Origin of the sequence: Paraburkholderia sp. DHOC27 (assembly GCF_003429005.1) — a bacterium.
In the GTDB taxonomy this organism is placed as follows: Bacteria; Pseudomonadota; Gammaproteobacteria; order Burkholderiales; family Burkholderiaceae; genus Paraburkholderia.
Map to the genome: position 1 here is coordinate 1,828,539 of NZ_QVQV01000001.1, position 15,650 is coordinate 1,844,188.

Here is a 15,650-nt window from a genome sequence, read left to right on the forward strand (position 1 = left end):
ACACAGCCAGGGTCTCCTCCCGCTATTTCCCGACCACTTCGAAATCGGGGAGTTTGAACGACTTGTTCATCAGCGCATCGGTCGGTCCGTAGAACCGTACCGTGGGAGCAGGACGCCGGCCAGCCGTGGGAATCCAGTTCGATTCGAGCCCCTTCGGTGCGTGCGGGCCGACGTAGATCGTGACGCTGCCATCTGGATTCGCCTTCATCTTGTCCATGTCATACGAAGACAATGTGGTGCGTTCGCTATTGCTATAGATGTAAGTCCACGTCGCATGGTCATAGACGGTGACGGCCCAGAACTGCCTGGCAGGCATATTGGCCGGAATCGTGACCTTGTAGCTGGTCTTCGCGTCGAGCAGTTTGCCGTTTTTGTCGGCCACGGCGACCATATACATGGTCCCTGGCGAATCGCTCAGCGTTTTGGGCATGTAGATGCACCAGAAGAAAGCGCGGGCCCGTCCTACGTAATCGACCCGGTCTTCGTAGACGTAGTCGAACTGTTTCTTGTCGTCGGGGAGCAGGAGCGACACGTAGTGCCGCTCGGGCCAGTAGAGGACGTCTTTGGGTGGGTGATCGAAGTAGGCCTGCAGACTGAACCATGCGTCAGCGGCGCCCTGACGCATGGCGCGTATCGTTTCCGCGTCCGGGTTATAGGGCTTGCCTTTCTGGATGCCCAGTGACGCGAGCATCCCCATCATCGCCTTGTCTTCCGGCCGCACGGGTTCGACCTGGATGATGTCGGCGAGATCCTTGAAGAAGCGCTCGTCGAAAAACGGCAGCGTCGGATAGCGCCGGTCGCCAGGATCGATGAACCGCTGCTGGGGCGGGTTGGCCGCGTCCGAAAGATAGTACATACGGAGCCGGTGCGAAAAATTGAACGCATCTTCGGTTGTTTTCCCCGCCTGGACGATCGAGCGGAACCCCAGCGTGATGCGATAGCTAGGCGAGGCGATGTGGATATATCCCTCGGGAATCGCGCCTGTATAGCCTGGCGGCGTGAACAGATACTTGCCGCCCTTTCCCTGATCGAGTCCAGTCGGGCCGACGTCGGCAATCGTGAACTGCCACGCGTCGACCACCTGTCCGTACAGGCTGCCGTCCGCCCCGGAGGGCGGAATTTCAAGCACCACGGGGCCTTTGCGCAGGTCGGTGAACGCGGAAATATACGGCGTCGAACTGTTGGCTGTCACGATTTCGAGGTTCGGCGTCGCGGGCTTCGAATACGCGAGAATGTCGTTGTCCTTCAAACCCAGGTATTCCTCGCCGGCGGGACGAAAGCGGTAGATTTCCACCGCGGGCAGTGCCCAATTGACCGCTTCGAAGGCGCGCTGCCGCAGGATTTGATGGTCGAGGTCCGCGGAGGGACGGCTGCCTGCCGGCGGCTGGCCGCCAAGCGGTTCCTTGCCGTCCTGCGCTCCGGCGGTGCTGGAGACAAGTGCAAGCAGGCAAATGGCTGCAAGCATCAAGCTGCGTTTTGTCATGGTCGTCATGGGTTCACACCGCTTCGGATGAAAGGAGCGTCGCGCGTGGGCAGGACGTATCACTGCTATTTACATCGGCGATTGTGGCAAGCGTCAGAAAAAGAATCGATAGGGGATTCGGGCAATCCAGTTGCCCTCGGGGGAAATGGCGGACGGGCACGGCCGTTGCGGCGGACACGCAAATACACACGCAAATACGCACGCAAACCGGTTCACAACCCACGCCCTGGAGCCATTCATGCCTACGCCACTCGCGATCCGCCCGCTACCTTTCGATTCGACCTTCGAGCAGATTCCTGAGGACGAAGCCGAGACCACTCGTGAACTCGTCGACGCCATGCGCGGCATTCTGGAAACGACCTCGGAGGACTACCAGCACGGCGTGCGCAGTGTGCATGCGAAGAGCCACGGGCTTCTCGATGGAGAACTGATGGTGCTGGACGACCTCCCTGCGGAACTCGCACAAGGCGTGTTCGCGCGCGCGGGCACGCACAAAGTCGTGATGCGCCTGTCGACCAATCCGGGCGACATACTCGACGACAGTGTCTCGACGCCACGCGGGCTTGCGATAAAGATCGCAGACGTGGAAGGCGAACGCCTCCCCGGCAGTGAAAGCGAACGCACGCAAGACTTCGTCATGATCAACGCGCCCGCATTTACGGCGGCCACGCCCAAAGCGTTCCTGACCAGCCTCAAGTTGCTCGCCAGGACGACCGACCGCGCCCCGACCGGCAAGAAGGTCCTGTCGGCCGTGCTGCGCGGCGCTGAAAAAGTGGTCGAAGCGGTGGGCGGCGAAAGCGGCACCCTCAAAAGTCTGGGGGGCCATGCGGAGACCCATATCCTCGGCGAGACGTTCTACACGGTCGTGCCGTTCCTTTACGGCCCGTACTTCGCCAAGTTGAGCGTGGTACCTGTCTCGCCAGAACTGACGGCGCTGACCGATGCGCCGCTCGACGTCAATGGTCACCCCAACGCATTGCGCGATGCCGTGAACGAGTTCTTCGCCACCCAGGGCGGCACGTGGGAAGTGCGCGTGCAACTTGCTACGGACATCGAAAAGATGCCCGTGGAGGATGCTTCGGTGAAATGGCCCGAAGAAGACAGCCCTTACGTGACCGTCGCGCGTCTTCATGTGGCTCCTCAACCCGCATGGACCGAATCGCGTTCGGCTGCCATCGACGATGGCCTGAGCTTCAGCCCCTGGCACGGACTGGCAGCGCATCGGCCCATAGGCGGTGTCATGCGGGCACGCAAACCAGCGTATGAGATGTCGTCGGAATTCCGCGGTCGCGTGAATGGCTGCCCGGTGCACGGATAACGCCGGCCGTCTCGCCACTGGCCCGTTTGTTGCGGTCGGTATTCGGTCGAACCGCGTGGTTCGACCGTGAGTCTCTGGCGCGTCATTCCCGCAAGGAGCAGATCGCATGAGTACGGATACCGCAATCAAAACCTACCGCAACCCGGCGGGCGGCTGGGGCTCGGTCAAAGCCGTAGCAGGCATTCTGATCCAGGAGCATGTGGCGTTGCATGGCAGCGCAATCCTTTCACATCAGAACAAGCCCGACGGCTTCGCCTGCGTCAGTTGTTCATGGGCCAAACCGGCCGACCCGCATCTGTTCGAATTCTGCGAGAACGGTGCGAAGGCCACGGCGTGGGAAATTACCAGCAAGCATATCGATCCGGAATTTTTTGCTCGACACACGCTGACTGAACTCGAATCCTGGAGCGGCCTCGAGCTTGAATCATCGGGACGCCTGACTGCGCCGATGCGCTGGGACCCGGTCTCCGACCGCTACGTGCCGACCAGTTGGGAAGACGCGTTTGCTGGCATTGCGCAGGAATTGCGTGCGCTCGAGCCCGATCAGGCAGTCTTTTACGCGTCCGGTCGGGCGTCGCTCGAGACCTCGTACCTCTATCAACTGCTCGCCCGGCTGTACGGGACGAACAATCTGCCGGATAGCTCGAACATGTGCCACGAGAGCACGTCGGTCGCGTTGCCAAAAACGATCGGTTCGCCGGTCGGCACCGTGACGCTCGAAGATTTCGAGCACACCGACTGCATGTTCTTCTTCGGTCACAACACGGGTACCAACGCACCGAGGATGCTCCATCAGTTGCAGGACGCACGCAAACGTGGCGCCCAGATCATTACGTTCAATCCGGTCAGGGAGCGCGGGCTCGTCAGTTTCGCCAATCCTCAGTCGCCGCTCGAAATGCTGACGCCTAGTGAAACCCGCATCAGCACGCAATATCATCAGGTCAAGATTGGCGGCGACGAGGCAGCGGTGGCGGGCCTTTGCAAGCTGTTGATCGAATGGGACGACGCGGCGCAACGCGACGGCACCGCGCGCGTGCTCGATGCCGCCTTCATCGCTGAACATACGGAAGGTTTCGAAGCGTTTGCGGCCGCGATGCGCGCCATGAGCTGGCGCGAAATCGAGACCCGTTCGCAACTCACGCGTGACGCGCTGACTGCCGCAGCCACCGAGTACGCCAAAGCCAGAGCGGTGATGGTGTTGTATGGTATGGGCATCACGCAGCATCGCAACGGTGTGCAGAACGTGCAAATGCTGTCGAATCTGCTGCTATTGCGCGGAAATATCGGCAGGCCCGGCGCGGGCATCTGTCCGATTCGTGGCCACTCGAACGTCCAGGGCCAGCGCACGGTCGGCATTACCGAGAAGCCGGAACTCGCGCCGCTCGACAAATTAAAAGCCCTCTACGGGTTCGAGCCGCCGCGCAGTAAAGGCATGAGCACCGTGGAAGCCTGCCAGGGCGTGCTCGATGGCAAGGTAAAAGCGTTCATCGGACTAGGCGGCAATTTTCAGGTGGCCATCCCGGACCATCACGTCATGGATGCCGCATGGCGCTCGTTACGGCTGACAGTGCAGATTGCCACGAAACTGAACCGCAGCCATCTGTTGCATGGCGAAGTCGCGTACCTGCTGCCGTGCCTCGGGCGCATCGAAGTCGATCAGCAGGCGAGCGGCGCACAGTGGGTGAGCGTGGAGGACAGCACGGCGTGCGTGCACGGCTCGCATGGTTATGCCGAGCCTGCCAGCGAACTGCTATTGTCGGAGCCGGCCATCGTGGCCGGTATAGCCAAGGCGCTGCTGCCGCACAATCCCAGCGTGGATTGGGACGGATGGGTTGGCGATTACGCGAAGATTCGCGACGCGATCGAACAGACCTATCCCGAACAATTCGCGGATTTCAACGAACGCTTCTGCCAACCCGGTGGATTTCACCGGCCGATACCGGCTGCCGAACGCAGGTGGAAAACGCCGAACGGCAAGGCGAATTTCATCGTGCCCGACACGCTCGACGAAGACGCGGACATGCCCTCGTCCGGGCCCGATGTACTTCGCCTGATGACCACGCGTGGCGATAGTCAGTTCAACACCACGGTTTACTCACTCGACGACCGCTTTCGTGGCGTGCATGGCACGCGTAACGTTCTGCTGATGCATCGCGACGACATGGCGAGGCGCGAACTCGCCGAGGGCGACGAGGTGAGCGTTTCGACGGCTTCCAATGATGACGTGATACGCGAGGTAGACGGCATGCACGTGCATGCCTTCGATATTCCCACCGGGTGCATCATGGGCTATTACCCCGAATGCAACCGGCTGATTCCACTATGGCACCACGCGAAGGACAGTCTCGTGCCCGCCTCGAAGTCGATCCCGGTGCGCCTGCGTAAGTCGGCATCGGCGGCGACGCAGTGATCGCGTTCACGCCGCAGGGCGCGTGTCGGATCGCGATGGGCCGTGCAATCCAATTTTGTGCAGATGTGCTACTGTGTGCGGTCCCGGAAGATTGATCCCTTCTGGTGTGTGTTTCATAGCCCGCTCCCTGTCGAGTGGGCTATTTTTTTAGCCGCAGGCGAGACCTCGTTGATGACCCAAGTCGTTCCTGTCAGGCACCGCGCCCGCATGATCGGACTGTTGTTGATGGCCTTTGCGTGTGCGGCTTCGGCGAAACCGGTCTCGTTGCAAACCTATCTTGCGACTGAAGGGCCGCCAGCCGACGCCATTTACCCATACGGACCGGCACCCTCGCAGCGGGCTGAATATTTCGCGCCGTCCGGTGAGAGGCAGGGCCCGGCACCGGTCGTCATCCTCGTTCACGGTGGGTGCTGGCAAAGTCGATACGGTGGGCTGGCGCAGTTCCGCTCCCTGGCGGCGGCGTTTGCGCGCCAGGGCATCGCGGCATGGAATATCGAGTACCGGCGGGTGGACGAAGAGGGAGGGGGATTTCCCGGCACCTACAACGACATTGCGAGCGCGATCGACGAATTGTCCCGCAACGCAGGCACGCTGAAAATCGATCTGACGCGGGTCGTCGCAGTCGGACATTCGGCTGGGGCGCAACTGGCGTTATGGGCCGCGTCGCGTGGTCGAATACCGGAAAACAGTCCGTTGTGGGTGAGTCATTCCCTGCGTATCCCCACGGTGGTAAGTCTGGGCGGGCTGCCCGATCTTCGCAACGATGCCGACGTCATCAGGAAATCATGCGGCATTGACGCCGACCTGCTGACGGGCGCACCGGGCGATAGCCGTCCGGATGTCTTTGCGGATACGTCTCCGATCGACCTGTTACCCGCGGGGATACGCACCGTGTCAATCAACGGTGACGACGATACGATCGCTCCGCCGCGGCTGGCGCGCCGCTACGCGGACGCTGCCGGGCGCGCGGGAGATTCAGCCATCGCTTTGACCGTGCCAGATGCAGGTCATTTCGACGAAGTGATGACGGATTCGCCTGTCTGGCCCGTTCTGTTGTCGACGGTACGCAAGGCCCTTGGCGAGGCGCAATGAGCGTGGTCGGCACATTACGCCGCGCCGCGCATCCACCGCACTGAAAGCAACGTAATGTGTGATGCGCGGTTGAAACGCATTTCCAGCAACAAAGAAACGGTACGGTCTCCAGAATCGTGTACCGTATGGACAGATCCGATACGCGCGGGTGCGCGGGTGCGCCGGATGGCGGTCAGTCCTTCTCCTCAATCTCGCGCTTCAGGAACACCATGAGCGTCCAGTACCGCAACAACGTGCAGGTCTCGGGCGAGGGCCCGGTGACGATGCTGTTCGCCCACGGGTTCGGCTGCGACCTGCATATGTGGCGGCAATTCGCGCCCAGCTTTGCCAACCGCTATAAAACCGTTCTGTTCGATCTGGTGGGCGGCGGACAGTCGGACCTGGCTGCTTACGACGCGGTCAAATACAGCACGCTCGCCGGTTACGCGGACGATGTGGTCGAGATCATCGAGGAGTTTGCCGATGGCCCGGTGGTCTACGTCGGCCACTCGGTCAGCGCGATGATCGGCATGCTGGCCGCCATCAAACGTCCGGACCTGTTCACCGCCAACGTGATGATCGGACCGTCTCCCTCCTTTATCGACGACGGCGACTATGTCGGCGGCTTCAGCCGTGCCGACATCGAAGAACTCCTCGAAGCGCTGGAGAGCAACTATCTGGGCTGGTCCAGCACCATGGCCCCCGCCATCATGGGCTCGCCCGAGCAGCCGGAGCTGGCGGACGAACTGACCAACAGCTTCTGCCGTACCGATCCGGAGATTGCCCGGCATTTTGCCCGCGTCACGTTTCTCGCCGACCATCGCGCGGACCTCGCGCACGTCACGACGCCCACCTTGATCGTCCAGTCGAGCGACGATCTGCTTGCGCCGCTCGCCGTGGGCGAGTACATGCGTCGGGCAATCCCGGGCAGCACCGTGAGCATCGTCGAGAACGTGGGTCACTGTCCTCATATAAGCGCGCCCGGTCCAAGCAAAGATGCCACCGAAGCGTTTCTGGAAACGCTGGTGCGGTGATGGATAGCCCACGGTCGAGCCTGAAGGCTGTCAGCGATGCCTATGCTCACGCAGCCTGCGGACTGCTGACGACGACGACCGACGGCACCATCGTCCGGGTGAACGCAACGTTTTGCCGATGGGCCGGCTACACGCCCGATGAACTGCTGCATCAGCGCCGGGTCCAGGACCTGCTGACGGTGGGCGGCAAGGTGTTCCACCAGACGCACTGGGCGCCGCTGCTCGCCATTCAGCGCTCGGTAGCCGAAGTCAAACTCGATGTACGCCACCGGGACGGCCGCAAGGTCCCCATGTTGATCAACGCGGCCCGCTACCGGCACGAGGGCGTGGATTACGATGATTTCGCCTTTATCGTCGTCAATGACCGTCACAAGTACGAAGAGGAACTGGTGCTGGCGCGCAAGCGGGCCGAACAGGCGCTTGCCGCGCAGAAACTGGCCGAGGAAGCGCTGCGTCTCGCGGATCGCCGAAAAGACGAGTTTCTGGCCACGCTGGCCCACGAAATCCGCAACCCGCTCGCGCCCCTGCGCACCGTGATCGAGGTGTTCCGGCGCAAGCAGTTCACCGATCCTCAGGTGGTCTGGTCGCGTGATGTGCTCGAAAGACAGATTGGCCAGATTGCGCGGCTCGTCGACGATCTGCTGGAAGTGTCGCGGATCGCCGAAGGAAAACTGGAGATTCGCGCGCGGGCGGTGGATCTCGCTTCCGTCATTCGCCAGGCGGTCGAGACATCGCGGGCAGTGATCGACGCGTCGTCGCACACGCTCGAGATCAGCCTGCCCGATGCGCCGCTCGTGCTGACCGCCGATCCAACGCGGCTTTCGCAGGTCGTGCAGAACCTCTTGAACAACGCCGCGAAATACACGCCCGCCGGCGGCTCGATCTGGCTGGATGTGAAAAGGGAAGACGGCGACGCGGTTATCCGGGTACGCGACACCGGCATTGGCATTGCGGCCGAGCATCTGCCGTCCATATTCGAGATTTTTTCCCAGCTTTCACCGGGTCTGCCGCGCTCCCAAGGCGGCCTCGGTATCGGTCTTTCCCTCGTGAAGGCGCTCGTGGAACGGCACGGCGGCACGGTCACGGTGCATAGTGCGGGCACCGGCAAAGGCAGCGAATTCACCGTCCGTCTTCCTGTGGAAGGCCCCCTGAGCGCGGACGATGACGCGTCGATCCGCCAAGTCGACGCGCCGCACCGCGACCTGCGCATTCTCATCATCGACGATGACGAGGACACGGCGGCGAGTCTCGCCATGCTCCTGGAACTGGACGGGCACAGCACGAAAACTGCCTCGGACGGTGTGACGGGTCTTGCCTTGCTGGACGAGTTCGAGCCGGACACGGTGATTCTCGATATCGGGCTCCCCGGACTCGACGGCTATGAGGTGGCGGCGCGTATCCGCGCACGCGCGAGCCGTTCCCGCGTCACCCTGATCGCCTTGACGGGATGGGCGCAGCAGCGGGACAAGGAAAGCGCCTTGCTCGCCGGCTTCGATTTCCACCTGACCAAGCCGCTCGATTACGAGCAGCTCATGGGCATTCTGGCGCGCCCTGCGCCGTGACGGAACTGACTGAAACGATAGGCTTTGCCGGAGTTTTGGCGGAGTTTTGCAGGTTGTACGGCGCGGTGATTGGGCATGGCGCGAAGCTGAGGCCCGAGAATTGCTCGTACCAGACCTGAGAGTCAGCAGGGCATCACGCGGTTCGATACGCCATACGATCCGGGATGTCCAGATAAACGGACCTCAGGGAGCCCTATGCAGCGTCTACATACCCGTTCGACCGTCCAGAAGTGGACGGCGCGCAGCCTGAACGTGCGCGGCCACCAGCTCCGTGTGCTCGTGGTCGACGACACCACGACCGCCGCGGATGCACTGGCCGCCTATCTTTCGATTGAAGACGTAGGCTGTCGCGTCGCCTATGGCGGTCACGAGGCGATCAACACGGCAATTTCGTGGGATCCACACGTCATTCTGATGGATATCTCCATGCCGGAATGCAACGGTTTTGACGCGTCGCTGGCAGTGCGGCGTAATCCGCGTACCGCACACATCGCGATCGTCGCGCACACCTCGCTCGACGAGGCGGAGGTGCGCCGCCATCTTTCGGATGCGGAGTTCGACGGCTATTACCAGAAGGGGCAATCGCTGGATCGGCTCCTCGACCTGATCAAGACGTTCGTGCATTGACGCAAGAAATAAAGCTACATTTGTAGGGGGGCCGCGGACACACCAACGGTGCTAATCTGAATAGCTGGGCAGTATGAGAGGCACGCAGCACAGTGATCGAACTCCGGCGGCGCCCATGACATGGGGCGCCATCGGCTTCTCTGAAGAGGCACCTGAAGAGGCACGGGATGAGTCTGTCGGGCTTCATCGTGCGGAAGTTTCGTTCGGCGGCGCTGGAGCGGGCGTTTCGAGTCGATTACGCGCAACGTTACGCAGGACAGCGCCGGATAGCGGGCGCGGTCAGCCTGTTGCTGTGGGTGTTCTTTACACGCCGCGACTGGTGGCTGCTCACTCAGGTCGCGCCGGACATTCTGCCGCGCGTGGTCCTGCTGCGTGGTGCCGGGATCGTCGGCATGGCCGTCCCCGTCTTTTTGCTGTGGGGAGTACGTGCCTTCAATGAGCGTTGGGTGGTCGGCCTGCTCGGCGTGTGGCTCGTCAGCAGTTGGGCCACCTTGCTCACGTTGATGGAGCTGTATCCTGCGCCGCTCGCCTTTCGTGAAATATTCCCCGAATTCCTGCTGGTCCTCTTTACGATCTTCACCTTGCTTCGGCTGCGCGCCATTACGGCGGCATGGCTGGTCGGCCTGTGTGCCGTGAGTTTCCACCTCACGCTTTTTCTGTGGCCACGCGATGGCGCGCAGCACATCGGTGCGGGCTGGGCGTCACGGGGCTCGGTGTTGTCCATCATGTACGTGGCGGGCGTGATCTTCTGTGTCCAGTTCGAACTTGCGGCCCGGCGCGAGTTCATGTTCCGCCGCACGCTGCGAGCGGCCAGGATTCGCGCGGAGCGGGCCTCGCGTTTGATTGCCAGACAGAATGAGCGAATGAAAGAAGTGCTGGCGGAAAAGGAACGCTTCTTCTCAGCGGCGTATCACGACATCCAGCAGCCCCTCGCGGCGATCAATCTTTTCATTCGAAGCGCGCGCTCCCGGCTTGCAGACGGAACCGATGCCGTGCAGGACCTTGCCGTGGTCGAACAAACTGCGCTCGATACGCTGGCCATGTTCAAGGGAGTGCAGGAATACAGCGAGCTGGGCGCCTATGCGCCGAGTCTCTCCTCGGTGGCCATTCAGGACATCGTCCGCGAGATTGTCGACCAGTACCATGACGCCGCAAGGGCGCGCGGATTGCGTCTGGTTGTCAGCGCGCGTGAACGTCCCCCTCCGCACATCGAGACAGACCGTTCCTTGCTCAAACGAGCGCTGTCCAATCTCGTCTCGAACGCGCTTAAAAATACGCTGGCGGGCGGCGTGGTAGTCGGATGGGTCGATCTCGGCCAGGAGCTTCGCATCGACGTGTGGGACACCGGCGTGGGCATCGCGTCCTCCCATCGGGAAGCCATCTTTACGGAGTACTATCAGATCAACAATCCGGCACGTGACCGCTCGAAAGGGTTGGGACTCGGTTTGTCGATCGTCCAGCGCATCATCGGCATTCTGCCTAAGCACCGCATGCGCTTCGCTTCGGTGGAAGGGCGTGGCTCGCGGTTCTGCCTGTATGTTCCGGTGTCGGGTATGACACCGATCCTCGTCAGCGAGCAGCACGATGAACCCGTTCGTCAGTCCGCGCTCGAGGGCAGCTACATTCTGTTGTGCGACGACGATCCGATCATCCTGGAAGGGCTGCGGCGACTCTTCGTGAGCGCGGGCGCGCTGGTCGACACAGCCGCTTCGCTGAGCGATATCGAGGGCGTGCTCACGCCCGAAGGAAGAGTGCCCGACCTGATCGTGATGGACATACGCCTAGGCGACGGGCCCAACGGCGTGCAGGTCGCGGCCCAGGTTCGCCAGCATTACGCGTGGGCGGGCGCCTTACCCGTGGCATTCATCACCGGCGAGCTATTTTCTCCGCGCTTGATACAGGACTTTGCCGCGCCCTTCGTGCTGTTGCGCAAGTCGTCCGCACCGGAGCGCACATTGGCCGACGTCAGTCACTTTCTTTCGCGGGAGCGCCGGAAAGCGTCCGATCTTGCGCCGGCTCCGTGAGCGGCGGCGGCCCCAGTTTGATGCCCTGGTCCGCCAGCAGCACGATCAGTTCGGTCCGGCGGCGCACCCTGAAATGTTCCAGCAGATGGCTGATGTACTTGCGCACCGTGATATCTTCGAGCCGCATTTTCACGGCGATGGCCTTTGAAGGTAGGCCCCTGACGAGCAACGTCAGCGTTTCGAATTCGCGGGCGGTCAAGCCGAGCGATGCGGCGTCCGAGACGTGTGTTTGATCATGTGTTTGATCACTTAAGGGTGCGGGAATCGGGGAGGGCGGTATGACAGGCTCCGGTCCTGGTTGCCCTTGCAATGCAGGAATACTCCACGCGGGCAGGAACACCCCGCCTGCGAGCGTGGCGCCAATTGCAACGCGCAACGATTCCGGTGGGGATGACTTCGGCACGTATCCCACCGCGCGCAGTTCTATGCAACGGCGAATGGTGTCCACGCGTTCGTCGGCGGATACCACGATGACAGGCAACGACGGCCGCAACTCCTTCAATTGCTCGAGTGCAATGCAGCCGTGCCCATCGGGCAGCGCGAGATCGAGAATCACGATATTGAGGGGCTCGGCGAGCGCGAGATGCAGACCCTCGGCAAGCGTGCCCGCAAACAGCACGTCGAGTTCCTGGAAGCGCTCCTTCAAGAGAAGTTCGAGCCCCGCGCGGAACAGTTCGTGATCGTCGACAATCAGCACGCGCATGACACCCTCGTGAGAACAACCCTCAGGGTTCGATCGAACCGGCGGTCCTTGCTACATATGTAGCAGATCTTTCCGATTGGCCCGAATTTTCTGGCGATCGGACGGTGGGCTTACTGGCCGCGGGACCGTACCCGACCATACGCATGTGGCTTGCCGTGGCAGCCCGTCCGGCCAAGAATCAATGTAACACCGGTGCCGCAACAGGTCGCCCTTTTCAGCGCGAGGGCAACCTGTAGCGACATGGGTATAACGATCGGATGACTAATTAAATTAAAAGCGATAGATCGTCACGGCAACGCCGCTGGCATCGACTCATCCGTATTGAGTGCGTTGTTCCAATGGGATATGAGGAGGGTTGGAAATGTTATCCAAAGCGTCATCCAGAGTGCTTATGGCCGCGGCCGTCGTCGCGGTGTTTTCGGTAGAAGTTGCCCAAGCTCAGCAAGCGTCGGGCAGCGATGCGCCACTCACCACGCAGAGTCAGATCAACGCGATGCCTGCGTCGAACGATGGCAGCGGCTATCGTGGGACTGACGACCGAGGCGGGGTCGCGCCGCTAACCGCGATGGGCCGGCCGCGTCAGATGAATTGCGTGGACAACGCGTGGTATTGCGACGTCTATAGGGGCCATTGAAGAGGGTATTGAGCTGAAGGACCGACAGGCGGCTCGATTGTTTGCAAACCTGGCCGCCTTGTCGTGTTCATCCAGAAACGGCAATTTCTACTCAGCGACCCGGACGGAAGATCACCTTGCCGCGAAGCTTTGCCGCAAGTTCCAGTGCTTCGGCGTATTGTTCAAGACCGAATTCATCGGCAATGGGTAACGTGATCTCACCCGAGGCGACCAACGGTGCGACCTCTTCATACAGCGCCCCGAGTCGTTCCGTGTTTCCCGGCACCTTCAGCCAGTTCATGATCCAGAAGCCGTGGATGGACTGACCGTTGAAGATAATCGGCACGTTGTTGATGGGCGAAAGCTCGCCACCCATGCCGCTCCAGATAACCAGCTTTCCATAGACACCGAGACAATCGAGCAGGCGTTGTGTCGTCGCACCGCCCACGCCGTCGAGCGCCAGCGGAAACTTCGTTTCACCAGTGGCGGCCGCGATGCGCGCGGGAAGATCGGGCCCATCGACGAGCACGACGTCGCCGCCAGCCGCTTTGAGTTCGTCGATCAGTTCCGCGCGCCTCACGAGATTGACGGTGCGATATCCGCGGGTCCTCGCAATGGGGATGATCGCCCGGCCCACGGCTGAATTTGCCGCGGTCGAGATCAGCCAGTCACTTGGCGAAAATTCGCCGGTCACGGACGTTGTAAACTCGCGATCAATCCAGCCATCGAATGACGAGTGCACTATGACGATTCCAGTAACAGGCGGGTGTGCGTGCGGATCGGTCCGCTATGCCTGTGCGCGTGAGCCTCTCGCCATGATCAACTGCCATTGCGAGGACTGTCAGCTCGCCAGCGGCGCTCCGTTTGCATCAGGCATCGTCGTCAGGACGGCCGATCTCCAGATCAGCGGTACACCGCGAAGCCATGCGGTTCGCGCAAGCAGCGGCGGGCTCACCACCCGTAGCTTTTGTGCGGAGTGCGGCACGCCCTTGTTCACGCAAAGCTCGACCTATCCGCAAGTCACGTCTATCCGGTTTCCCTCGCTGGACGACACCTCCGGCTTCAAACCCACGCTGGACATCTATACCGCCAGTGCGCAAGGCTGGGTCTGCCTCGACGAGGCACTGCCGCACTTTCCGCAGTCCCCCCAGCAGTGACAGCAGCCTGACGCCTGACAGGGCCGCCGGCGCGGCCCTGGAGAACGCATCGGTCATTCGACCGATGTTGCGAAGCCAGGCTCGATGCGATGATCTCTCCCAATCCAGACTCCTTGCCGCGACGACCCTCGTGCAGTCCTGCCAACCGGTCATTGCAGCAAGCTGCCTGATGCGTCCCGTCGCGCCGCGCGAGGCGAAATCTCAAAGGAGTTTTCATGGCTACTCTGCTTTCGGATACCGCTCGCCTTCGGGATGAGCAGTGGCTCAAATACTATTACTTCACCCGTGCCGCGTTCTCGGTCGTCTGGCTCACGCTGGCGTTCACGGTCGGGCAGCATGTCATGGCGGTCGGCGCCGCACTGCTGATTCTCTATCCCGCGTGGGATGCGCTGGCCAATTACGTGGACATGTCGCGTAGCGGCGGCATGCGCGAAAACCGGACCCAGACCTTCAACGTCTTCGCCAGCGTGGCGATTGCATTGGCGGTGACGGTCGTGCTGAACGTCGATGCGAGCCTCGTCCTCGATGTATTCGGCGTCTGGGCCGTCTTGTCCGGTCTGCTCCAGCTCGGCACTGCGCTGCGCCGCAGGAAGCGTTTCGGTGCGCAATGGGCGATGATGCTGAGCGGCGGCCAGTCGGCGCTGGTGGGCGTGCTGTTCATCGCACAGGCACATGCGTCGACGCCTCCTGCAATCGTCCGGGTGGCGGGCTACGCCGGTGTCGGGGCGCTCTACTTCCTCGTCTCGGCGGTGTGGCTGTCGGTCAGCCAGTTGCGGCGCAAGTTCGCATCGTCGCATTGACGAACCGCGCCGCTACCCGCCTTCAGATGACCGGTGCCTGAGGGCGGGGCCCTGCTCGTGCTGCCATCGCGCGGCGTGGTCAGGTCAACCGCAAGCCTCCGTCGCATTCAATGACGCTTCCGGTCATGAAGGTGTTTTCCATCAGGAAGCGGATTGCATGTGCGACGTCATCCGGCCGTCCGACGCGGCCGACCGGCAGTGTTCGTGCCTGCTGTTCGAACAGTTCCGTGCGGGCGGCTTCGGGCAATTTATCCCACCAGGCCGTATCAATCACACCCGGCGAAACCGCGTTGACGCGCAGCGGCGCAAGCTCGCGGGCGAGTGTGCCCAGCATGCTTTCGAGCGCACCGTTGATCGCACCCAGTCCAGCCACACCCGGATTGGCGATGCGAGCGGAAATCGCGGTGACGAACGTCATGCTGCCGTCGCGCCGCAGCGCCGGCAGGGCCGCCTGCGCCGCTTCGAGTTGCGGCCAGAATTTGGCCTCGAAGCCGCGGCGCAGCGCGCGCAGATCCAGCTCGCTAAACAGGCCTCCGCCTTCGCCGCCAGAGAGCGTCAGAACCAGATGGTCGACCTTGCCGGCACGGGCGAAGAAGCGCTCCAGCGCGGCGCGATCGTTGCAATCGAGCGCTTCGCCGGCCACGCGCCCATGCCCGCCAAAGCTGGCGAGCGCCTTGTCGAGTTTGTCCTGATTGCGGCCCACCGCCGTCACGTTCGCACCGGCGGCAGCCAGCCACGACACGGTTGAGAGGCCAATGCCGGACGACCCACCCAGCACCACGACTTGCTGATTTTCCCAGTTCATAGCAACGTTCCTCCGGTTGAAAGGGGGCCGGCCGGCTCGCATG

At 61.9% G+C, this 15,650-nt stretch carries 13 protein-coding genes; 9 read left to right on the forward strand and 4 right to left on the reverse strand.

From position 1 onward, the window contains the following. Nucleotides 1–22: 22 nt before the first annotated feature. A complete protein-coding gene (locus tag D0B32_RS07995; protein ID WP_117333308.1) occupies nucleotides 23–1,492 on the reverse strand; it encodes a DUF1254 domain-containing protein in 1,470 nt (489 codons plus the stop codon). 229 nt (nucleotides 1,493–1,721) lie between these two features. Here D0B32_RS07995 and D0B32_RS08000 point away from each other — a divergent pair, with 229 nt between their 5' ends. From D0B32_RS08000 to D0B32_RS08030, 7 genes are all read left to right on the forward strand, one after another. Further along, complete coding sequence (locus tag D0B32_RS08000; RefSeq protein ID WP_117333309.1) at nucleotides 1,722–2,801, forward strand: catalase family protein; 1,080 nt, start codon at nucleotides 1,722–1,724, stop codon at nucleotides 2,799–2,801. Between the two features lie 106 nt (nucleotides 2,802–2,907). Then, on the forward strand, nucleotides 2,908–5,211 hold the full coding sequence (locus tag D0B32_RS08005; protein WP_117333310.1) for an FdhF/YdeP family oxidoreductase: 2,304 nt from the start codon (nucleotides 2,908–2,910) through the stop codon (nucleotides 5,209–5,211). Between the two features lie 42 nt (nucleotides 5,212–5,253). Beyond that, nucleotides 5,254–6,303 carry an alpha/beta hydrolase gene (locus tag D0B32_RS08010; RefSeq protein ID WP_259294912.1) on the forward strand — a complete coding sequence of 350 codons (1,050 nt, stop codon included), beginning with the start codon at nucleotides 5,254–5,256 and terminating at the stop codon, nucleotides 6,301–6,303. Nucleotides 6,304–6,512: 209 nt separating this feature from the next. Next, nucleotides 6,513–7,316 (forward strand): alpha/beta fold hydrolase, encoded by an 804-nt coding sequence (locus D0B32_RS08015; RefSeq protein ID WP_117333312.1) that lies wholly within the window; start codon nucleotides 6,513–6,515, stop codon nucleotides 7,314–7,316. Then, nucleotides 7,316–8,878 (forward strand): ATP-binding protein, encoded by a 1,563-nt coding sequence (locus D0B32_RS08020; RefSeq protein WP_117333313.1) that lies wholly within the window; start codon nucleotides 7,316–7,318, stop codon nucleotides 8,876–8,878. Before D0B32_RS08015 ends, D0B32_RS08020 begins: the two co-directional genes overlap by 1 nt. A 195-nt stretch (nucleotides 8,879–9,073) precedes the next feature. Next, nucleotides 9,074–9,505 carry a response regulator gene (locus D0B32_RS08025; protein ID WP_117333314.1) on the forward strand — a complete coding sequence of 144 codons (432 nt, stop codon included), beginning with the start codon at nucleotides 9,074–9,076 and terminating at the stop codon, nucleotides 9,503–9,505. Between the two features lie 167 nt (nucleotides 9,506–9,672). After that, nucleotides 9,673–11,529: a hybrid sensor histidine kinase/response regulator gene (locus D0B32_RS08030; protein ID WP_117333315.1), complete on the forward strand. Its 1,857-nt coding sequence runs from the start codon at nucleotides 9,673–9,675 to the stop codon at nucleotides 11,527–11,529. On the opposite strand, the gene D0B32_RS08035 is transcribed toward D0B32_RS08030, so the two are convergent. Together D0B32_RS08035 and D0B32_RS08045 are read right to left on the reverse strand one after the other, a co-directional pair. Then, complete coding sequence (locus tag D0B32_RS08035; protein WP_117333316.1) at nucleotides 11,471–12,232, reverse strand: response regulator transcription factor; 762 nt, start codon at nucleotides 12,230–12,232, stop codon at nucleotides 11,471–11,473. The genes D0B32_RS08030 and D0B32_RS08035 overlap by 59 nt on opposite strands. A gap of 725 nt (nucleotides 12,233–12,957) precedes the next feature. Next, nucleotides 12,958–13,539: a zinc-binding dehydrogenase gene (locus D0B32_RS08045; RefSeq protein ID WP_181969742.1), complete on the reverse strand. Its 582-nt coding sequence runs from the start codon at nucleotides 13,537–13,539 to the stop codon at nucleotides 12,958–12,960. A 49-nt stretch (nucleotides 13,540–13,588) separates the two neighbouring features. On the opposite strand from D0B32_RS08045, the gene D0B32_RS08050 reads away from it, so the two are divergent. Together D0B32_RS08050 and D0B32_RS08055 are read left to right on the forward strand one after the other, a co-directional pair. After that, nucleotides 13,589–14,002, forward strand: a complete 414-nt coding sequence (locus tag D0B32_RS08050) for a GFA family protein (protein ID WP_117333319.1) — start codon at nucleotides 13,589–13,591, stop codon at nucleotides 14,000–14,002. A gap of 215 nt (nucleotides 14,003–14,217) precedes the next feature. Further along, nucleotides 14,218–14,802, forward strand: a complete 585-nt coding sequence (locus tag D0B32_RS08055) for a DUF308 domain-containing protein (RefSeq protein WP_117333320.1) — start codon at nucleotides 14,218–14,220, stop codon at nucleotides 14,800–14,802. A 79-nt stretch (nucleotides 14,803–14,881) separates the two neighbouring features. Here the strand turns inward: D0B32_RS08055 and D0B32_RS08060 are convergent, their stop codons facing one another. Beyond that, the gene (locus tag D0B32_RS08060; protein WP_117333321.1) at nucleotides 14,882–15,607 is read right to left on the reverse strand and encodes an SDR family oxidoreductase; all 726 of its coding nucleotides are present in this window, start codon (nucleotides 15,605–15,607) and stop codon (nucleotides 14,882–14,884) included. Nucleotides 15,608–15,650: the final 43 nt, after the last annotated feature.